The organism is Metallibacterium sp., from assembly GCF_054637675.1.
In genome coordinates this window covers 1-18743 of the sequence record NZ_JBTSRB010000025.1, presented here as the reverse complement: position 1 = coordinate 18743, position 18743 = coordinate 1, and the positions used below count along the sequence as shown (strand labels likewise).

Here is an 18743-nt window from a genome sequence, read left to right as displayed (position 1 = left end):
AAAGACAGCGCCACTTCGCGCCGTTGTGCTGCGCAGCGCGTGCGCTCAGACGGGATACCGGTATACGCCACTGACCACGCTGGCGCGGCGCACGCGGCGCATGACTTCGGCCAAGTGCTTGCGGTCACGCACTTCCAGCGCGAACAGCAAGGTCGCAGTCGCCAGATCGCGTTCGGAATATTCGACGTTCTCGATGTTGGTGCCGGTCTCGGCGATGGCGGCGGCCACGGTGGCCAGCACGCCGGGGCGGTTCTGCACCTCGATGCGCAGCTCGACGCGGTAATCACCCCGCGCCTCGCGGTCCCACTCGATCTCCAGACAACGCTCGGGCTGCTTGCGCAGTTCGGCGGCATTGGGGCATTCCACGCGATGCACGACGATACCCTTGCCCGCCGAGAGGTGTCCGAAGATCGCGTCGCCGGGCAGCGGATGACAGCAATTGCCGAAACTCAGCACGCCGCGTTCGGCACCACTGATGGTCAGGCGTTCGCGCGGCGCGGCCAGCAGCGTCTGTGTGTGTCCGCCGGCGAGTATCTTGAAGCGCTCCGCCACCGCGCCGGCCATGCGATTGCCCAATGCGATGTCGGACAGCAGTTCCTCCAGCCGCTTGTAGCGCATCTCGGCCAGCATCGCCTCCAGCGCCACGGCGGGAATGGTGTCAAGGCTGACCGAGCGCGCCACCAGTTCGCGATCCAGCATGCGGTGACCAAACTCGACGGCATCCTCGTGCTGCAGATGCTTGAGGTAATTGCGGATCGCGGTGCGCGCGCGCGCGCTGACCACGAACTCCAGCCACTGCGGCTTGGGCTGCGCCGACGGCGCGGTGACGATCTCCACCGTCTGCCCCGAGCAGAGGCGCGTGCGCAGCGGCGCGAAATGGCCATCCACTCGCGCCGTGACCGCGTGATCGCCGATGCCGGTATGCACCGCGTAGGCGAAATCCAGCGCGGTGGCATTGCGCGGCAGCGACAAAATGGCGCCGCGCGGCGTGAACAGGTATACCTCGTCGGGAAACAGATCGACCTTGACGTTTTCCAGCAGCTCCAACGATGACGCCGTGCCAGCCTCGCGGTCGGCCAGCCCCGCGATCCACTCATGTGCGCGCGCCTGCGCACCACTAGGCGCCGCGCCGGTCTTGTATGCCCAGTGCGCGGCGACACCGCGCACGGCGACCGCGTCCATATCCTCGGTGCGGATCTGAATCTCTATCGGCGCATTGAACGGCCCGAACAGCACTGTGTGCAGCGATTGATAGCCGTTGGCCTTGGGGATGGCGATGAAATCGCGAAAGCGCCCGTCCACCGGTTTGTACAAACCGTGCGCGGTGCCCAGTGCCTGATAGCAGTGCGCGACGCTGCTGGTGATCACGCGAAAGCCGTACACGTCCATGATCCCGGCTAGCGTCTTGTGCTCGGCGCGCATCTTCGAGTAGATGCTCCACGGTGTCTTGATGCGGCTGACCACGCGCGCGGCGATGCCCTCGGCAGCGAGACGCAGTGACAGCGCGCTCTCGATGCGCCCCATCGCCTCACGACGGTTGCCATGGCGGGCGCGGATGCACTCGGCAATGACGCGGTAACGATCTGGATACAGCGCTCGGAAGCACAGATCCTGCAGTTCGGCCTTGATCAGGCTCATGCCCAGGCGCTGTGCGATGGGTGCGTAGATTTCCAGCGTCTCGCGCGCGATGCGGCGACGCGAATCGGCGTCCTTGGCGACCAAGGTACGCATGTTGTGCAGGCGATCCGCGAGCTTGATCAGGATCACGCGCAGATCGCGCGCCATCGCCATCAACATCTTGCGGAAACTCTCGGCCTGCGCCTCCTGCTGGCTGGCGAAGTGCATCCTGTCGAGCTTGGTGACGCCATCGACCAATTCGGTGACGGGCGCCCCGAATTCCTCGATCATGGATGCGCGCGTGTACGCGGTGTCCTCCAGTGCATCATGCAGGATCGCCGCGATCATGGTTTCGGCGTCCAGCCGCAAGTCCGCCAATATCGCGGCAACGGCGACCGGATGGGTGATGTAGGGCTCGCCGCTGGCGCGGGTCTGGCCGACATGGACCTCAGCGCCACGGCGGAAAGCGGCGGTCACGCGCGCGATTTGCTCGGGCGGCAGGTAGTCGGTGAGTCGGCGCGTCAGCGCCAGCACATACTCGGGCAGTTCGCTGCTCAGGGTGTCATTGGCGGGCGCGACCACGGACATGGTGCGCGCCGCTTCACGCGGCTCTCCGGCACGGACAGCCGTCGGGGGACATCAATCGTCCCCGCTCTTGCCCAGTTCGTCATCGGCGGCCACTTCCGCGGCAGCCCACTCCAGCGCCTCGCGCTCGGCGCGCTCGCGCTCGATGCGCTCGATCTCGTCGATCGTGGGCTGGTCGATGCGACGCTCGGCGATCTCGCGCAGCGCGATCACGGTGGGTTTGTCATGCTGCGGATCGACGCGCGGTTCGATGCCCTTGGCGATCTGGCGGGCGCGCTTGGTGGCCATCAGCACCAACTCGAAGCGGTTGTCGACCACCTCAAGGCAATCTTCGACTGTAATGCGAGCCATGAAAGACCTTTCCCATCAAATATTTGAACGGACTGTAAGTGTAGCCTGCGGTCAAGGTGGCGGGCAATTACGCATGCTGCGCATACCGGCTAAGTTATAATCCTGAACTCAACCGTTCACCAATCGTCCCACCATGCCCTCGTTCTCCCGTGCTCTGCGCCTGCTCGCCGCTATTGCCCTGCTAGTCGCCGTCGCCGGCTGCGCGATACAGCCCGCGCGCGATGACGACCCTTGGCAAGGCATGAACCGCAAGGTTTTCAATTTCAATCAGAAATTCGACAATGCGGTCGCCAAGCCGGTGGCGCGCGGCTATGTCAAGGTCACCTCGGCCGAAGTTCGCCTAATGGTCAGCAACTTCTTCGACAACCTGCAGATGCCGATCAGTATCGTCAACGATGTGCTGCAGGTGCGCCCGGTCGGCGCGGCGCAGAACACCGGCCGTTTCCTGGTCAACAGCACGATCGGCTTGGCCGGCCTGTTCGACCCAGCCGGCAAGCTGGGCCTGCACCAAGATACCACCGACTTTGGCGTGACTCTGGCGCGTTGGGGCGTGCCGCAAGGCCCTTACCTGGTGATACCGTTTTTGGGTCCGAGCAGCATGCGCGATTTCCCCGCGTATCTGGTCGATACTTATTTTCTGAACCCGATGAGTTACTGGACGAGGGACCATCACTTCCGCTACTACGCCGAGTACCTGCCGTACACGCTGTATCTGGTGCAGTTGCGCGCCAGCCTGCTCAATACCGATCAGTTCCTGAGTTCGGCCTACGATCCTTACGTGATGCTGCGCGATGCCTACCTGCAGCGCCGCAATTACCTGATCTACCATGGCAATCCGCCGACCAGCCTGCAGGAGAATTTAAACAGCGGCGGTGCTGGCAGCAGCGACAATGGGGGCGGCGAATCGGATATGGAGGCGTTGTTGGCGCGGCAGCGCGCTTACGATCAAGCCCACGCCACGCAAGTGACGAAAAGCGCCACGACACCGGCTGCTGCAGCCTCGACGCAACCCGCAGTTCCTGCCTCGATCGCTCCGACGCCGGCAGGTTCGGTGGCGCCGCCAGCACATGCCGCGCGCGTGGCGCCCGCCGCCAGCAGTACACGTGCGCAGGGGTCTTTGATTCTCACACCGGCGCCGGCGACCAGTGCAGGCGGTGGCTGAGCGAGTGAAACCCGCTCTTTGTGCAAGGCGGCTCAGACCGCCGCGGGCGTGGCGTCCCGCAGCAGCACGTCAACACCGCTGACCTGCGCCAAGGCGCGCAGGCTTTCGGGTACGGCGGAAAATACCAGCGCGCGCCCGGCATGCTCGCTCTGCGCGCGCCACGCCAGCAGACAAGCCAGCGTGGCACTGTCGGCTTGACCCAGCGCGCTCAGATCGATGCGCGCGATGCCCGCGGCCAGACTCGTGCCGATAGTGCGATATGCCGCTGCGGCATTGCCGAAGTCAAGCCGTCCGGCGAGTCGCAGGACATCGCCGTCGACGCTGACTTCGAGCCCAGCGACACTCATCAATGCGTATCCTGCTTCTTCATGGTATCGATGGCCTTGCCGCCCTCGCTTTGCAGGCGCGTGATCAGCGCATCGAGGCTGGTATGGCGAATCTCCTCGCCAACCTGGCTGCGATAGCTGGCGATGTAGGAAATGCCCTCGATGACCACGTCGAATGCCTTCCACTGGCCATCGGCGGCGCGGCGAAACACGTAGTTGACCGCGATCTTCTTGCCATTGTCGAGGGTCACCTCGGAGCGCACCAGCGCACGGTGGCCGTCATCGCTGGTACCGCGCGACGGCAAGATGGTGACGCGGCCCTCGCGATAATCGATCAGGCCACTGGCGTAGCGGTCGATCAGCGCATCGTAAAACGCCTTCTGGAAGCGATTGATCTGCTCCGGCGTGGCGGTGCGCGCGTAGCGCCCCAGCACCAAAATCGCCGCGTAGCTGGTATCGAAATGCGGCAGCAGTATCGAGTTGATCAAGGCCACCAGCTTGGGCTTGTCTTTCTTGTATTCATCGCGATGGCCCTTGAGCGCGGCGCCCATCGCATCGGCGATCTGCTGCACGATTTGCTGTGGCGTCTGCGCCGCGACTGGCGTTGGAGCGGGTGCGGGTGGCGTTTGCGCCTGCGCGCTGGCAGGCAGGGCCGCAGCGCCAATCGCCAAGCTCACGGCAAGCGCGATGGCGCTGAACTTGAAGGCGGAGCGAATCGTGTTCATGGGCTTGTTTCCGTGCGCGTGATGGGGCGTTACTTGTTGCCGCTCGAGCCAGCCTTGCTACCGCCGCTGCCGGTCATGAACTTGCCGATCAGATCTTCGATCTGCAGCGCCGACTGGGTATTGTCGATCAGGCTGCCGCTCTTCAGCACCTTGGGCGAGCCGCCTGGCGAGAGGGAGATGAATTGATCGCCAAGCAGGCCGCTGGTCATGATCTTGGCGTAGGAATCCTCGGGAATCTGGTTGTAGCGATCGGAAATCGCCAGCGTCACCCTGGCATCCATGCTGCGCTGGTCCAGGGTAATGCGCTTGACCGTGCCGATGCGCACACCCGCGAGCTTGACCGGTGCGCGATCTTTTAGCCCGCCGATGTTGGTGAACTCGGCGGTGACATCGTAGCTGGGCCCACTGTCGAAGTTGACCAGGGACGTGGTTTGCGTGGCCAGATAAGCCAGCGCGGCGAAACCGAGAAGGATGAACAGGCCGGTGCCGGCAGCGTAGGAACGGCGGGGATTCATGGCTGTGTCTCAATGATCACATCAGAAAAGCGGTCATGACGAAATCCAGCGCCAGAATGGCGATGGAACTGGTCACCACGGTGCGCGTGGTGGCGTTGGCCACGCCCTCGCTGGTCGGTGGCGCGGTATAGCCCTGATACACGGCGATCAGGCTGACAAAGACGCCGAACACCAGCGCCTTCCACTCGCCGTTGATCACGTCCTTCCATACGCCCACGTTGGAGGTCATGTTGGACCAGAACGTGCCGTTGTCGATGCCCAGCCAGGTCACGCCGATCAGGTGCCCACCGAAGATGCCCATGAGGTTGAACACCGCCACCAGCAGCGGCATGGCGATCACCCCGGCCAGGAAGCGCGGCGAGGCGACAAAGGCCATCGGGTCAACCGCCATCATCTCCATCGCCGAGAGCTGATCGGTGGCGCGCATCAGCCCAACCTCGGCGGTAATCGCGGTGCCGGCGCGCCCGGCAAACAGCAGCGCGGTGACCACCGGACCCAACTCGCGGTAAAGGGACAACGCAATCACCGTACCCAGCGCCGAAGTACCACCGAAAATCGACAGCGTGTAGTACAACTGCAGCGACAACACCATGCCCACGAACAAGCCGCTGATCATGATGATGATCAGGCTCTTGGCGCCGACAAACCAGAGCTGCCGCAGCAACTCGCGCGGATAGGTGAGCCCGCGTGGCAACGCAGTCAGCAGCCCAAGCAGAAACAGGCCGGTGCGGCCGATATCGGCAAGGCCATCGAGCAGGGGATCGAACAAACGCGCGGCGAGTTGCTTCACGAGCGGGCTCCGGGGAAACCGAATGCGGGCGCCAGAGGCGGTGCCGGATACTGGAACGGCACCGGGCCTTCCAGCGCGCCGCCAAAGAACTGCGCGGTCCACGGTGAGTCGCCCTTCGCCAGTTCGCCCGGCGTGCCGCTGGCCACGAGCTTGCCGTTGGCGATCAGGTGCACGTGATCGGCCACCTCGCGCACCGCGGCGAATTCATGTGCGACCAGCACCGAGGTGATGCCCAACTCGCGGTTGAGCGTGCGGATCAGTTTCAACACCTGGTTGAGCGCGATCGGGTCGAGACCCACGAACGGCTCATCGTAAAGAATCAGCATCGGATCGAACACGATCGCGCGCGCCAGCGCCACGCGCCGCGCCATGCCGCCGGACAATTCGCTGGGCATCAGTCGCGCCGCGCCGCGCAGGCCCACCGCCTGCAGCTTGGTCAGCACCACATTGCGGATCAAGTCTTCCTGCAGGCGCGTGTGCTGACGCAGCGGGAAGGCGACATTCTCGAACACGTCGTAATCGCTGAGCAGCGCCGAGTTCTGGAACAGATAGCCGATGCGCTCGCGCAATGTGTACAGACCCTCGCGCGACAGGCGCGCGACATCGTGGCCATCGACCAGCACCGTACCGGCGGCGGCGTGCATCTGCCCGGTGATGTGCTTGAGCAAGGTGGTCTTGCCGGTGCCGCTGGGACCCATCAGCGCGGTGATCTTGCCGCGCGCGATATCCAGATCGAGCGCATCGAACACCTTTTTGCCGCTGAGCGCGGTGGTCAGGCCGCGCACCTGCACCAGCGGCGCGGCGGCGGAATCGACGGATGAGGGGCTGGAGGCAGGCATTGACCGGTCAAGTTAACCGAGTGGGGGCACGAACGCCAAGCGCGGCGTCGTGGCGAGTCATGGGGATTTCAGCAGATCCTGCAGCAGCGCGGCGTGAAGCCGGCGCGCGCGCGCCACGCGCAGGCGTTCGGCGCGCACGATGGCACGCAAGTCATCCAGAGCCTGCTCGAAGCGATCGTTGACCAGCAGATAATCGAACTCCAGCGCGTGCAGCATTTCCTCGCGCGAACCGGCCAGACGCCGCGCGATGGTCGCCGCGCTGTCGGTGGCGCGCGCGCGCAAGCGATGCTCCAGCTCGACGCGCGAGGGCGGCAGAATGAACACGCTGACCACCTCCGGCATGCTGGCGCGCACCTGGCGCGCACCCTGCCAGTCGATCTCCAGAATCACGTCGCGGCCAGCCGCCAGCGCTTGCATGATGGGCGCGCGCGCAGTGCCGTAGCCGTTGCCGTGCACCTCGGCGTGCTCCAGGAAATCACCAGCCGCGACGCGCGCATCGAATTCGGCGCGCGCGACGAAATGATAGTGGCACCCTTCGCTCTCGCCGGGTCGCGGCGCGCGCGTGGTGTGCGAGATCGACAATTGCATGTCCGGCTCGCGCGCGAGCAGCGCGTTGACCAGCGTGGATTTGCCCGCGCCCGACGGTGCCGCGACGATCAGCAGCACGCCGCTCATGCCCGCGCCCGGCGCTGGCGCGATGCGCGCCACGGCGACAAGGGTCGCGCACGCTTATTCAATGTTCTGCACCTGCTCGCGCACCTGCTCGATCAGCACCTTCAGCTCGATGCTGGCGTTGCTGGTGCGCACATCGACCGACTTGGAACCCAGCGTATTGGCCTCGCGGTTGAACTCCTGCAGCAGGAAATCCAGGCGCCGCCCGACCGGCTCATCCAGTGCCAGCACGCGGCGCGCTTCGGCGAGATGCACATCGAGGCGATCGAGTTCCTCATCCACATCCATGCGCAGCAGTTGCGCGACCAGTTCCTTCTCGATGCGCTGCGGCTCGCTGGCGTCGCGCAGCTCGGCCAGCAAGGTGTCGATACGCGCGCGCTGCCGGGTGCGGATCTCGGGCATGACGGAGCGCACCGCGGCCACTTGCGCCGCGATCGCATCGAGCCGCTCGAACATGGCTTGCGCGAGGCGCGCGCCCTCGCGTTGCCGCGCATCGAGCAAGGCATCCAGCGCCTTATCGAGCAGCGCCAACACGGCCTGCGTCAGCGCCACCTGATCCGGCTCGCTGGAATCGATCACGCCCGGCATGCGCAACAGCTCGCTGAAATCAACCAGCAAATCAGGGAAGCGCGCGGACATGTGCATCGACAAATCGGAGAGCTGCTTGAGATAGGGCTCGTTGAGGCGCAGCTCGGGCGCACCGTGCGCCGCGCCGCGCAGACGCAAGGTCAAGTCCAGCTTGCCGCGCGCGATGCGCTGCGTGGCGCGCTCGCGCAGCGCGCCTTCCTGCGCGCGCAACTCATCGGGCAGGCGCAGGCCGAGTTCGAGATAGCGGTGGTTGACGCCGCGCAGCTCCACGGCAACGCGCCCCAGCGGGGTGTCGCCTTCGACCTGGGCGTAAGCGGTCATGCTGCGGATCATGCGCATTCCGGCGGCGGCGAAAGAGGCCAATGGTAAGCTCGCCGGCCCCGGATTCCCAAATGCAGCCCATGAGCCCAGTGCCACGTCCCAGCGGTCGCGATGCCAACGCCCTGCGCGCGCTGCGCTTCGAGCGCGGCTACACGCGCCACGCCGAGGGTTCGGTGCTGGTGAGCATGGGCGACACGCGCGTGTTGTGCACCGCCAGCGTCGAGGAGCGCATCCCGGCGTGGCTGCGCGGCAAAGGCGAGGGCTGGGTGACGGCCGAATACGGCATGCTGCCGCGCGCCACGCACGAGCGCAGCCAGCGCGAGGCCGCGCGCGGTCAACAGGGCGGGCGCACGCAGGAGATCCAGCGCCTGATCGGGCGCAGCCTGCGCGCCTGCGTCGATCGCCAGGCATTGGGCGAGCGCGTGATCACGCTCGATTGCGATGTGCTGCAGGCCGACGGCGGCACGCGCTGCGCCGCGATCAGCGGCGCCTACGTGGCGCTGGCTGACGCCGTGGCCGGGCTGCTCAAGCGCGGCGCGCTCAAACGCGATCCGCTGCACGGCGCGGTCGCGGCGGTATCGGTGGGCTTGTGGCGCGGTGTGCCGGTGCTGGATCTGGACTACGCCGAAGACAGCACCTGTGATACCGACATGAACGTGGTGATGAACGACGCTGGCGGCATCATTGAGATCCAGGGCACCGCTGAGGGTCACGCCTTCCGACGCGCGGAGCTCGACGTGCTGCTTGATCTCGCCGGCAAGGGCATCAGCGAGATCATTACCGCGCAGCGTGCGGCGCTGACCGGGTGAGCTGGAAGTAGGGAGTGGGGAGTAGAAAGTTGGAAGGCGACGCAGGTGCCGTGTACGCATGAAGTGCCGAGATCCTTCAGCCTTCGGCTTCAGGATGACAACGCAAGCACGCGCCGCCTCCCCACTCCCCACTCCCCACTCCCCACTCCCCACTCCCCACTCCCCACTCCCCACTTTCGTCTCACGCCTTGCCCCAACCCGCCACCACCATGAAAATCGTCCTGGCCAGCAGTAATCCCGGCAAACTGGCGGAATTCGACGCGCTGCTGCAAGGCAGCGGCATCGAGCTGGTGGCGCAATCGACGCTGGACATCGATGATGTCGAGGAAACCGGATTGAGCTTCGTCGAGAATGCGCTGCTCAAGGCGCGCCATGCCGCACGCCGCAGCGGGCTGCCGGCGCTGGCCGACGATTCCGGTCTGTGCGTGGACGCGCTGGGCGGCGCGCCCGGCATCTACTCGGCGCGTTACGCCGGCCGCCACAGCGACAGCGCGGCCAACATCGCGCGCCTGCTCGACGCGCTGCGCGATGTGCCGCACGGTGGGCGCGGCGCGCAGTTCGTGTGCGTGCTGGCGCTGGTGCGCCATGCCGACGACCCGTTGCCGCTGCTCGGCGAGGGCCGCTGGAGTGGCAGCATTCTGCATGCGCCGCGCGGCAGCGGCGGCTTCGGCTACGACCCGGTGTTTCTGGATGCCGCGCGCGGCGTTGCGGCCGCAGAACTTGACGCTGCGCTGAAGAACCACATCAGCCATCGCGCACGCGCCTGCGCCGCGCTGCGCGCGCAATGGCCTCCGCGCTGCGCGCCGTGAACCGCGCCATTCCGCTGGGACTTTACGTGCACCTGCCATGGTGCGTGCGCAAGTGCCCGTACTGCGATTTCAACAGCCACGCGCCACGCGGCACGCCGCCATTCGAGGCCTACGTCGATGCGCTGCTGGCCGATCTCGACACCGATCGGCGCGACTGCGGCGCGGCGCTGGACGGGCGCCGCATCGCGACGATCTTCTTCGGCGGCGGCACGCCCAGCCTGTTCCCGGATTCCGCCATCGCGCGCTTGTTGGAGGGCCTCGCTGCGCGCCTGGATATCGCCGTGGATGCCGAAATCACGCTCGAAGCCAACCCCGGCACGGTCGAGCATGGGCGCTTCGCCGCCTATCGCGCCGCCGGCGTCAACCGCCTATCGCTGGGCGTGCAATCGTTCGCCGACACGCAGCTCGAAGCGCTGGGCCGCATCCATCGTCACGGCGAAATCCTCGTCGCCATGGACGAAGCGCGCGGCGCCGGCTTCGCCAACATCAACCTCGATCTGATGTACGCGCTGCCAGGACAAACGCAGGACGCCGCGCTGGACGACATCGAGCGCGCGCTGGCGCTGCAGCCGACACACATCTCGCACTACCAGCTCACCCTGGAGCCGGGCACGCCGTTCGCGCGCACGCCACCGCCACTGCCCGACAGCGATGCCGCGTGGCGCATGCAGGAGGCCTGTCAAGCGCGCCTGGCCGCGGCCGGCTATGCGCAATACGAGATCTCGGCCTATGCCCTGCCCAACCGGCAGGCGCAACACAATCGCATCTACTGGACCTTCGGCGATTATCTTGGCCTTGGCGCCGGCGCACACGCCAAACTGAGCTTCGATGACGGCCGCATCCTGCGCCGCGCCAAGCGCAAGAACCCCGCGCTGTACATGGCGCATGCCGCCAACGTCGAGCGCCTCGAATCCAGCGCCGCGATCACGCGCGACGAGCTGCCGTTCGAGTTCATGCTCAACGCGCTGCGCCTGAACGAGGGCGTGGCCGCCGCCAGTTTCGCCGCGCGCACCAGTCTGGCGCTGGCCGACATCGCCGCGCCGCTGGCGCGCGCGCGCCGCGATGGCCTGCTGGTGGATGACGCCGACATCCTGCGCGCCACGCCGCTGGGCCTGCGCTATCTCAACGATCTGCTGCAGCGGTTTCTGCCGTGAATGCATCCTGGATCAGCCTGCATTGCCCGTATTGCGGCGAGACCTTCGAGGCGCCGATCGAGGCCGAGGCCGACGAGTCGCAGGTCATCGACTGCGCCGTCTGCTGCCGGCCGATCCACCTGCACGCGCGCGGCCATGACGATCACCAGCCACAACGCGAGGACGACTGATCCGCGCTGTGACAGCGACCCCCGCGCCGCGTACACTGCGCGTCCTCGAGGTGTCCCGCGCGAGTGCAGCACTTGCGCGCGGGGTGAAACGGGAAGCCGGTGCAATTCCGGCGCTGCCCCCGCAACGGTAAGCAGGTCAACACCGATCACACAGCCACTGCGCGCGAGCGTGGGAAGGCGATCGGCACGCGGAGCGATCCGCCCCTGCAAGCCCGGAGACCGGCCTCGGGCGCGCACCGTGGACATCATCCACGCGGTGCGCGCTTCCAGGCGTCGCGGCGGGCGACGGCCCGCGCGCCGTGCCCCGGCCGCGTGCCTCCGACCCTCCCCTGCCTGGCTCGCGGGTGAGCGTCCGGAGCCTCCTCATGTCCTGCAAGTTCCTGCTCGTCGCCTGCCTCGCGCTGGCGCTGTCCCCCGCGGTGGCACGTGCCGCCGCGCCGGCCGATGCCAGCAGCGTCGGCCATCTGCCCGAAATCGTCGTCACCGCCGCGCGCATCGCGCAAACGGTGGACGCCAGCCTCGCCGATGTCAGCGTGATCACGCGCGCCGAGATCAGCGCCAGCGGCGCGCCCGATCTGATCGACCTGCTGCGCCGCGAGGCCGGTATCGACATCGCACGCACCGGCGGACCGGGCGAGCAGACCTCGGTATTCCTGCGCGGCACCAACTCCAACCAGGTGCTGGTGCTGGTCGATGGCGTGCGTGTGGCCTCGGCCAATACCGGTGCCTTCGCCTGGGAACAACTGCCGCTGGATGCGGTGCAGCGCATCGAGATCGTGCGCGGCCCGCGCGCCGCGCAGTGGGGCGCGGACGCCATCGGCGGCGTGATCCAGATCTTCACGCGCAAGCTCGATGGCCCGCATGCCGCGCTGCGCGGCGGCAGTTACGGCGACTACTCCGGCAGTGCCGGCTACGGTCAGTGGGGCGAGAAGGGTGGCGCCAGCGTCATCGTCGGTGCGCGCCACGTCGCCGGTTTTCCCGCCACCAACCCGCAGAACTATGCCTACAACCCGCAGCCGGACGGCTACAGCAACCAGAACCTCGCCGCGCAGGGCGCCTGGCGCTTCGGCACGCAAACGCTGTCCGGCAGCCTGCTGCGCTCGGATGCCAACGTCGATTTCAATCAAGGCACGTCGCATGTGATCGAGCAAGCCGCCGGGGTGAATCTGGACGGCGCGCTGACGCCCAGCCTGAGCCAGCACGTCAGCCTCGGCTACGACCGCGAGGATCTGAACACCCCCGCGTACCAAAGCCTGATGCTGAGCCGCCGCCAGCAGGCCGGATACCAATTGGCATGGACTTTCCTGCCCGGCCAGCGACTGCTCGGTGGCGTCGACTGGATGCACGAGCGCGGCATCAGTCGCGACACCGGCAACAACACCGACACCTACGCGCAAAGCCGCGACAACCTCGGCGCCTATGCCGGCTGGTACGGTCAGGCGCAACGCTGGAACTGGCAACTGGCCGCACGCCACGACTACAACAGCGTGTTCGGCGGCGCCACCACGGGTTCGGCCGCGGCCGGCTATACCCTCAACGACTGGGCGCGCGTCGAGGCCAGCTTCGGCCAGGGCTTCCGCAGCCCCAGCCTCAGCGAGCAGTTCTCGCCGGGTTATTTCGGCTACTACGCCGGCAATCCGGCGCTGCGTCCGGAGCGCTCGCACAGCAGCGAGGTGGACCTGCTGCTGCATCCGCTGGACAACCTGCACCTGAAACTCGCCGCCTATCGCACGCGTGTCAGCGACCTGATCACCTTCGCCGGGGTGAACTATCAGGCCATCAACATCGGCCGCGCCAAGATGGAAGGGCTGGAGTTGACCAGCACCTGGACGACCGGGCCTTGGACCACGCGCTTTTCCGGCAGCCTCGACGACGCGCGCAATGCCGTGACCGGAGCGCGTCTGCTGCGGCGTCCGCTGCGCAAGGCCGATGTGCAGCTCGATCGCAGCTTCGGCACGCGCATCAGCGCCGGGCTGGAGCTGTATGCCGCGAGCAACAGCGCTGATTACGGCGGTGTCACCTTGGGCGGCTACAGCCTGATCAACGCGCACTTCGACTGGAAGCTGGATCACGGCCTCGCCGTACACGTATTTCTGGAGAACTTGGCCGATCATCCGTACAGCCTCGCCTACGGCTACACCACCCCGGGACGCTCGGGCTGGCTGACGCTGAGCTGGAATGGCTAGTTTGATGCGCACCACCGGGCATCCTGCCGCAGGGTGCGCGCCCGGTCCTGCGGCCAAGCCGCGGGGCTGGGACACGGCAAGGCCCTGTCGGCACCCCCTTTTGTACCGCAATCCGCCATCGCCAGATCGCCGCGCACAACCGGGCTTCCCGTTACGGCGGGTTCGGGGTGTCAGCATGCGTGGCCCTGCCGCATGCAGCCGCTTTTGGCTGGCTGCGCGCCCCGGCTCGCGCTATAAAGGCGCGACGGATCACGAGGGGTACTCGATGGCGTTGCCCGTAGACAGGCGCCGGCAGACGCGCAAGCGTGCGGGAGTGGCGCGCATTGCCGAGCGTACGGACATCTCCGTGCGCGTGCGCGGTGTGCTCGAAGAGCTCAGTAATACGCTCAATGCGCGTTTCGAGTCGGCTCTGCGTGGCACCTTGAATGATCTGGAGCAGCAGTTGTTCAAGCTGGCCGAGCAGGCGCGCAACAACGCCGAGCAGGAGCTGGCATACGCCAGCCTGCGCGAGGTCAAGCGCGGCCGCGCCGACATCGGCCCGCGCTTTGCCGCGGCAATCGAATCCGACCTCGCCAGCTTCGACCGCGAGCCAGAGCCCACCCCCGCCAGCAGCGTCGGCCCCAAGCTTGAGCTGATGCAGGAACACGTGTTCGAGGAAGACCTCGCGCTGCGCGAGGTCGCCAGTCGCGCCGAGGTGCGCGCCAGCGAGCAACTGTATGAACTCGGCCACCGTTTCGCGGTGCTGGCCGCACTGCCCGTATTCGAGTCCGAACGCGTACCCTGCGGCCCGCAGCGCGTGCTGTTGGCGCTGCGCGGCGCGGTGGCCGATCTGGACCTGCCCACTGCGCACCGCATACTGGGCTGGCGCCTGTTCGAGAAGCGCGTACTGGGCGAGGCCGCGCAATTCTATGCCGAAATCAATCAACTGCTGATCGCACGCCGCATCCTGCCCAACTTGATCGTGTATCGCCACAGCCGCGGCGCCAGTGAAACCAGCGCGAGTGTCCCGGCCGAACCCGCGACGCCAACACCACTGCCGTCAGCACGTGCGGGCGCCGCAGGTGATGCCGTGGGTCACGCGCCACGCGCGAGCGGCGCGACGGTGCAGGGCACACCGATGCTGGGCGGCGGCTACGCTTACGCCGACCCCGGCTCCACACCGAATCACGGCGGCCTCGCCGGCCATGGCGGGCTGGGTGGCGCCGTTGGCCAGCACGGCCTGCCCGCCGAGGCGGCGGGCAGCGATGAGATGCCCTTGTTCGATACCTTGCGCGAGCTCTTGGCGCAGCGTCGACGCATGACCGGCCAGGTCGACGAAAGCGGTGATGGCCCTGACGCCAGCCGCGAACAGGTGCAGGCGGCGCTGCAAGCGCTGCAGGCGCGGTCCATGCCTGCCGGCGGCAAGCCCGGCGCCAGCACACAGCGTTTGCGACAGGATTTGCAGGGCCAGTTGCGCCGCTACAGCAAGGACGGCAAGACCCCGCAACTGGCACCGGTGCAGCGCGATACCGTCGATCTGGTGTCGATGCTGTTCGACAACCTGCAGCGCGAAGTGCGCATGGGCGGCGCCGCGCAGCGTTTCCTCGGCAAGCTGCAGGTGCCGCTGCTGCGCACTGCGCTGGACGATCCCGCATTCTTCTCGCAACGCAACCATCCGGCGCGCAAGCTGCTGAACACGGTCACCGAGACCGCCGCCTACTGGGTGGACAGCGCCGATGGCGAGGCCGATCCCTCGCTGGTGCAAAAGATGCAAACGGTGACCGAGCGCCTGCTGCACGACTACGACGGCGACTCGGGCCTGTACGTGCATCTGCTCGCGGATCTCGAACGCCACATGCAAACCCTGGCGCGTCGCGCCGAGATGAGCGAGCGCCGCCATGTCGAGGCCGCGCAGGGCCGCGATCGCCTGGATGCGGCGCGCGCGCGCGCCGAGGAAATCATCGCCCAGCGTCTGGTCGGCACGCGCCCGTCCAGCCTAGTGCGCACTCTGCTCGAGCAAGCCTGGACCGACGCGCTGGCACTGGCGATCCTGCGTCATGGCGAGGACAGCGACGTATTCCGCGAGCGCATCGCCACGGTGGAGGCACTGCTGCAGCGCAACCCCGGCGACGACACCGGCAAGTTGCAAACCGAGGTCCAGCATGGGCTGCAGCAGGTTGGCCTGCACACACCCGATGCCGAGGCGATCGCGCGCAAGGTGTTGGACCAGCCGGTGATCGATTTCAGCGGCGAGCCGGTGTCGCAAACCGAGCTGGCGCTCAAACTCAAACAGCGTCAGCGCCTCGGCGAGGACGGTGGCGAGGCCGCCAGCAAGCCGATCGACGCGCCGCTGAACGCCGAGGAGCAGCGCATGCTGGAGCGCCTCAAAAGCATTCCATTCGGCAGTTGGTTCGAATTCCAGCGCAACCAGCAGGGCGACACCGTGCGCCGCAAGCTGGCCTGGTTCTCGCCCGTCACCGGGCGCTGCCTGTTCGTCAATCAGCGCGGCCAGCGCGCCGAAGAGCGCACGCTGGCGCGGCTGGCGCGCGACATGGTGCGCGGGCAGATCCGTCTGGTCACGGAAACCCAGACCAGCCTGGTCGATCGCGCCTGGAACACCATCGTCGACACGTTGAAAAAATTCACCGGACGCGGCCCCGAACCAACCCCCGCCGGAGCCGCGGCATGAACGAGCACCGGCGCGCGCAGCGCAAGCCGATCAGCGGCGTGGTGCTGGTCGAGAACAGCCTCAACGGCGCCTCGCTGGGGCGCGTCGGCAACCTGTCCAACACTGGACTGATGCTGATCGCGCCGCGGCGGCTGCGCGAGAACGCGCTGTTCCAGATCGGCTTCACCCTGCCCGGCGGCGACGGTCGCGCGCATGCGCTGGAGATCGGCGTGCATGAACAATGGACGTCCACGGCGGTGACGCCGGGGCAATTCTGGATCGGCCTGCGCATCATCGACATCAGTGACGCCGACCAGAGCGTGCTGGACAACTGGCTCAAGCAGCCTGAGTACGCGCTGCGCTGAGCCCCTGCCATCGGCAGTAGCGTGGCGCACGCACCATGATGCCGCGCCGCTTGCCCCCTGTGCGGCGAGCGGCAACACTGCGCGGATTCCGTCGCCAACGAGTCTCGCCATGAGTGCCGCCCTCGCCTCGCTCTACGCACAACATCTGGCCCAGGTGGTCCACGACAGTGATGCCGCGCTGACTGCCAGCGGCCACGACAGCCTGCTGATCGCCGCCGGCACGCCGCGTCTGCGCTTTCTCGACGATCAGGCGCCGCCGTTCGTGGCCAGCCCGCATTTCCTGCGCTGGCTGCCGCTGACCGACGCGCCCGGCTCGTGGATCGTGCACGTGCCCGGCAGCAAACCGCGCCTGATTTTCCTGCAGCCGCGCGACTACTGGCACGTGGTGCCGGAAACACCGCAGGATTACTGGGTCGAGCACTTCGATATCGTCACCGTGGCCGACGAAAATGCCGCGCGTCTGCAACTGGAGCGCGTGCTCGGCGAGCACAGCGCGATCCTCGGCGAGGAAGGTGCGGCTGGCGCCGATCTCGCACCCAACAATCCGCCGGCGCTGCTGGCGCGGCTGCACTGGACGCGCGCCTGCAAGACACCCTACGAGATCACCCTGATGCGCGCCGCCAGCCGCATCGGCGCACGTGGCCATCGCGCCGCCGCGCGCGCGTTCCACGCCGGCGCCAGCGAGTTCGAGATCCATATCGCCTACCTTGCTGCCAGCGGCCAGGCGGAAAGCGCGCTGCCCTATCCCAACATCATCGGTCTGGACACGCACGGCTCGGTGCTGCACTACACGCGCCTGGAACGCGCGCGGCCGGAATCGCGCCGCAGCCTGCTGATCGATGCCGGCGGCCAGTACGCCGGCTACGCCAGCGACATCACGCGCACCTATGCGGCCGACACGCATACCGACTTCGCCGCGCTGGTCGCCACGATGGAGGAGATGCAGCAGATTTTGTGCCTGGATGTGCGCGCCGGGCAGTCCTACCCCGAGTTGCACATCGAGGCGCATCGCCTGCTCGGCGGCGTGCTGGCCGCGCACGGCCTCGTGCGCTGCTCGGCCGAGGCCGCGTTCGCGCAGGGCATCACACGCGCCTTTCTGCCGCACGGGTTGGGCCATTTGCTGGGCCTGCAGGTGCACGATATCGGCGGCCACCAGAGCACACCCGATGGCGGGCGCACGCCGCCGCCGCCCGAGCATCCGTATCTGCGCCTGACGCGCACGCTGGAGCCGGGCATGGTGGTGACCATCGAGCCAGGGCTGTATTTCATCCCGATGCTGCTGGATGCGCTGCGCGCCACGCCCGCCGGCAGCGATGTGGACTGGACGCGCGTCGAGGCGCTGCTGCCCTGCGGCGGCATCCGCATCGAGGACGACGTGCTGTGCACCACGGACGATCCGCACAATCTCACCCGCGAGGCGTTCGCGGCGTTGGCGTAACGCATACCGCGGTTTGAACGCATGCGCATGAAACCGCGCAGGCCACGCGCTTGGCATGACCTGCGCTCGTTCGTGCTGCTTTTGAGTGCGCCGGTATTCTCAGCCGGCGATGTTCGGGTCGCCCGCGAAACCATGGCTGATGACGGTCATCGCCGAGACAATCGCGGCGAGAATGGCGGTGATCAAGCCCAGGTAACCGCCCAGCATCGCGAACCCCGTCAGACCAAACCACATCGCAATCGCCAAGGCCAGCAAGGTCAGCCACAGGCCGAGCAGGAACAGCATGCGCACGATGCCAGCCTTGAACGCGCCCACCCAGACGTAGGCGAAGAACACGGCCCAGATGAAATAGGCTCTTCCGAAAGTCGTGTGGGTAGATCTCGGGGTCTGAACAGCCCGGAACCCGCATGACAGCGAGGTTTCCTGGCATCCGGCGTATCGCGCGTTTTGCGATCATGCGCGAATGGCTACCTTGACGAAGAAGAAGCGTCTCATCGACGCGTACCGGTTTACCGGTTTTCGCCCGCTGGAAGGGATCCGCGGTGTCTTCGGCGACCCGTACGCGCGGGTCGTCACACTCATGCGGCGCTCAAAAAAAGGGTCAATAAGCCATGCGGCTCACGGCTCGATCGTGTCGAGATAGTCGGCGATCGGCAAGCGCACGCGACTCCGCC

At 66.8% G+C, this 18743-nt stretch carries 19 protein-coding genes and 1 riboswitch; of the genes, 9 read left to right on the top strand and 10 right to left on the bottom strand.

Translation table 11 applies throughout. The features are described 5' to 3' along the window. Positions 1 to 45 precede the first annotated feature (45 nt). Positions 46 to 2205, bottom strand: a complete 2160-nt coding sequence (locus ACYDAT_RS09110; RefSeq protein WP_461449718.1) for a RelA/SpoT family protein — start codon at positions 2203 to 2205, stop codon at positions 46 to 48. A gap of 51 nt (positions 2206 to 2256) precedes the next feature. Then, positions 2257 to 2553 (bottom strand): DNA-directed RNA polymerase subunit omega, encoded by a 297-nt coding sequence (gene rpoZ / locus ACYDAT_RS09105; protein ID WP_081125846.1) that lies wholly within the window; start codon positions 2551 to 2553, stop codon positions 2257 to 2259. 133 nt (positions 2554 to 2686) lie between these two features. Here rpoZ and ACYDAT_RS09100 point away from each other — a divergent pair, with 133 nt between their 5' ends. Continuing rightward, positions 2687 to 3715, top strand: coding sequence for an MlaA family lipoprotein (locus ACYDAT_RS09100; protein WP_461449716.1), 1029 nt, complete (start codon positions 2687 to 2689; stop codon positions 3713 to 3715). A gap of 32 nt (positions 3716 to 3747) precedes the next feature. Here ACYDAT_RS09100 and ACYDAT_RS09095 read toward each other — a convergent pair whose 3' ends face one another. From ACYDAT_RS09095 to ACYDAT_RS09065, 7 genes are read right to left on the bottom strand one after another with little or no spacing between them, the layout of a single operon-like run. After that, positions 3748 to 4062: an STAS domain-containing protein gene (locus ACYDAT_RS09095; protein ID WP_461438809.1), complete on the bottom strand. Its 315-nt coding sequence runs from the start codon at positions 4060 to 4062 to the stop codon at positions 3748 to 3750. Beyond that, entirely contained in the window at positions 4062 to 4766 is a 705-nt protein-coding gene (locus tag ACYDAT_RS09090; protein WP_461438810.1) for an MlaC/ttg2D family ABC transporter substrate-binding protein, read from the bottom strand. Before ACYDAT_RS09090 ends, ACYDAT_RS09095 begins: the two co-directional genes overlap by 1 nt. Before the next feature lie 29 nt (positions 4767 to 4795). Continuing rightward, a complete protein-coding gene (gene mlaD / locus ACYDAT_RS09085) occupies positions 4796 to 5281 on the bottom strand; it encodes an outer membrane lipid asymmetry maintenance protein MlaD (RefSeq protein WP_461438811.1) in 486 nt (161 codons plus the stop codon). A 16-nt stretch (positions 5282 to 5297) separates the two neighbouring features. Then, positions 5298 to 6071 (bottom strand): lipid asymmetry maintenance ABC transporter permease subunit MlaE, encoded by a 774-nt coding sequence (mlaE, locus tag ACYDAT_RS09080; protein WP_461449714.1) that lies wholly within the window; start codon positions 6069 to 6071, stop codon positions 5298 to 5300. After that, entirely contained in the window at positions 6068 to 6910 is an 843-nt protein-coding gene (locus tag ACYDAT_RS09075; protein WP_461449712.1) for an ABC transporter ATP-binding protein, read from the bottom strand. Before ACYDAT_RS09075 ends, mlaE begins: the two co-directional genes overlap by 4 nt. A 57-nt stretch (positions 6911 to 6967) precedes the next feature. Beyond that, on the bottom strand, positions 6968 to 7585 hold the full coding sequence (gene gmk / locus ACYDAT_RS09070; RefSeq protein WP_461438814.1) for a guanylate kinase: 618 nt from the start codon (positions 7583 to 7585) through the stop codon (positions 6968 to 6970). A 54-nt stretch (positions 7586 to 7639) separates the two neighbouring features. Next, the gene (locus ACYDAT_RS09065) at positions 7640 to 8503 is read right to left on the bottom strand and encodes a YicC/YloC family endoribonuclease (RefSeq protein ID WP_461449710.1); all 864 of its coding nucleotides are present in this window, start codon (positions 8501 to 8503) and stop codon (positions 7640 to 7642) included. A 68-nt stretch (positions 8504 to 8571) separates the two neighbouring features. Between ACYDAT_RS09065 and rph the strand changes: the two genes are divergently transcribed. The 8 genes from rph (at position 8572) to pepQ (ending at position 18069) form a co-directional block, all read left to right on the top strand. Next, positions 8572 to 9300, top strand: a complete 729-nt coding sequence (gene rph, locus ACYDAT_RS09060; RefSeq protein WP_461449734.1) for a ribonuclease PH — start codon at positions 8572 to 8574, stop codon at positions 9298 to 9300. Positions 9301 to 9509: 209 nt separating this feature from the next. Beyond that, positions 9510 to 10109, top strand: a complete 600-nt coding sequence (gene rdgB, locus ACYDAT_RS09055; RefSeq protein WP_461439412.1) for an RdgB/HAM1 family non-canonical purine NTP pyrophosphatase — start codon at positions 9510 to 9512, stop codon at positions 10107 to 10109. Beyond that, the gene (gene hemW / locus ACYDAT_RS09050; protein ID WP_461449708.1) at positions 10085 to 11263 is read left to right on the top strand and encodes a radical SAM family heme chaperone HemW; all 1179 of its coding nucleotides are present in this window, start codon (positions 10085 to 10087) and stop codon (positions 11261 to 11263) included. The genes rdgB and hemW overlap by 25 nt, the downstream gene beginning before the upstream one ends. Beyond that, positions 11260 to 11433: a CPXCG motif-containing cysteine-rich protein gene (locus ACYDAT_RS09045; protein ID WP_461439410.1), complete on the top strand. Its 174-nt coding sequence runs from the start codon at positions 11260 to 11262 to the stop codon at positions 11431 to 11433. The genes hemW and ACYDAT_RS09045 overlap by 4 nt, the downstream gene beginning before the upstream one ends. Before the next feature lie 31 nt (positions 11434 to 11464). After that, positions 11465 to 11675, top strand: a riboswitch (cobalamin riboswitch). A 123-nt stretch (positions 11676 to 11798) separates the two neighbouring features. Then, a complete protein-coding gene (locus ACYDAT_RS09040; RefSeq protein ID WP_461449706.1) occupies positions 11799 to 13619 on the top strand; it encodes a TonB-dependent receptor domain-containing protein in 1821 nt (606 codons plus the stop codon). Between the two features lie 265 nt (positions 13620 to 13884). Next, entirely contained in the window at positions 13885 to 16287 is a 2403-nt protein-coding gene (locus ACYDAT_RS09035) for a DUF1631 family protein (RefSeq protein WP_461449704.1), read from the top strand. Next, positions 16284 to 16631, top strand: coding sequence for a PilZ domain-containing protein (locus ACYDAT_RS09030; RefSeq protein WP_461440922.1), 348 nt, complete (start codon positions 16284 to 16286; stop codon positions 16629 to 16631). Before ACYDAT_RS09035 ends, ACYDAT_RS09030 begins: the two co-directional genes overlap by 4 nt. A gap of 109 nt (positions 16632 to 16740) precedes the next feature. Next, positions 16741 to 18069: a Xaa-Pro dipeptidase gene (gene pepQ / locus ACYDAT_RS09025; protein WP_461449702.1), complete on the top strand. Its 1329-nt coding sequence runs from the start codon at positions 16741 to 16743 to the stop codon at positions 18067 to 18069. Positions 18070 to 18168: 99 nt separating this feature from the next. On the opposite strand, the gene ACYDAT_RS09020 is transcribed toward pepQ, so the two are convergent. Next, entirely contained in the window at positions 18169 to 18405 is a 237-nt protein-coding gene (locus tag ACYDAT_RS09020; RefSeq protein WP_461440923.1) for a hypothetical protein, read from the bottom strand. Between the last annotated feature and the right edge of the window lie 338 nt (positions 18406 to 18743).

Bases quoted from the DNA above. Each gene is read 5' to 3' on its own strand.
- gmk (WP_461438814.1), bottom strand. From the start codon at position 7,585: ATGAGCGGCGTGCTGCTGATCGTCGCGGCACCGTCGGGCGCGGGCAAA.
- ACYDAT_RS09040 (WP_461449706.1), top strand. From the start codon at position 11,799: ATGTCCTGCAAGTTCCTGCTCGTCGCCTGCCTCGCGCTGGCGCTGTCC.
- ACYDAT_RS09075 (WP_461449712.1), bottom strand. From the start codon at position 6,910: ATGCCTGCCTCCAGCCCCTCATCCGTCGATTCCGCCGCCGCGCCGCTG.
- mlaD (WP_461438811.1), bottom strand. From the start codon at position 5,281: ATGAATCCCCGCCGTTCCTACGCTGCCGGCACCGGCCTGTTCATCCTT.
- ACYDAT_RS09030 (WP_461440922.1), top strand. From the start codon at position 16,284: ATGAACGAGCACCGGCGCGCGCAGCGCAAGCCGATCAGCGGCGTGGTG.
- ACYDAT_RS09035 (WP_461449704.1), top strand. From the start codon at position 13,885: ATGGCGTTGCCCGTAGACAGGCGCCGGCAGACGCGCAAGCGTGCGGGA.
- pepQ (WP_461449702.1), top strand. From the start codon at position 16,741: ATGAGTGCCGCCCTCGCCTCGCTCTACGCACAACATCTGGCCCAGGTG.
- ACYDAT_RS09090 (WP_461438810.1), bottom strand. From the start codon at position 4,766: ATGAACACGATTCGCTCCGCCTTCAAGTTCAGCGCCATCGCGCTTGCC.
- ACYDAT_RS09110 (WP_461449718.1), bottom strand. From the start codon at position 2,205: ATGTCCGTGGTCGCGCCCGCCAATGACACCCTGAGCAGCGAACTGCCC.
- ACYDAT_RS09100 (WP_461449716.1), top strand. From the start codon at position 2,687: ATGCCCTCGTTCTCCCGTGCTCTGCGCCTGCTCGCCGCTATTGCCCTG.
- rdgB (WP_461439412.1), top strand. From the start codon at position 9,510: ATGAAAATCGTCCTGGCCAGCAGTAATCCCGGCAAACTGGCGGAATTC.
- ACYDAT_RS09095 (WP_461438809.1), bottom strand. From the start codon at position 4,062: ATGAGTGTCGCTGGGCTCGAAGTCAGCGTCGACGGCGATGTCCTGCGA.
- rpoZ (WP_081125846.1), bottom strand. From the start codon at position 2,553: ATGGCTCGCATTACAGTCGAAGATTGCCTTGAGGTGGTCGACAACCGC.
- rph (WP_461449734.1), top strand. From the start codon at position 8,572: ATGAGCCCAGTGCCACGTCCCAGCGGTCGCGATGCCAACGCCCTGCGC.
- hemW (WP_461449708.1), top strand. From the start codon at position 10,085: ATGGCCTCCGCGCTGCGCGCCGTGAACCGCGCCATTCCGCTGGGACTT.
- ACYDAT_RS09065 (WP_461449710.1), bottom strand. From the start codon at position 8,503: ATGATCCGCAGCATGACCGCTTACGCCCAGGTCGAAGGCGACACCCCG.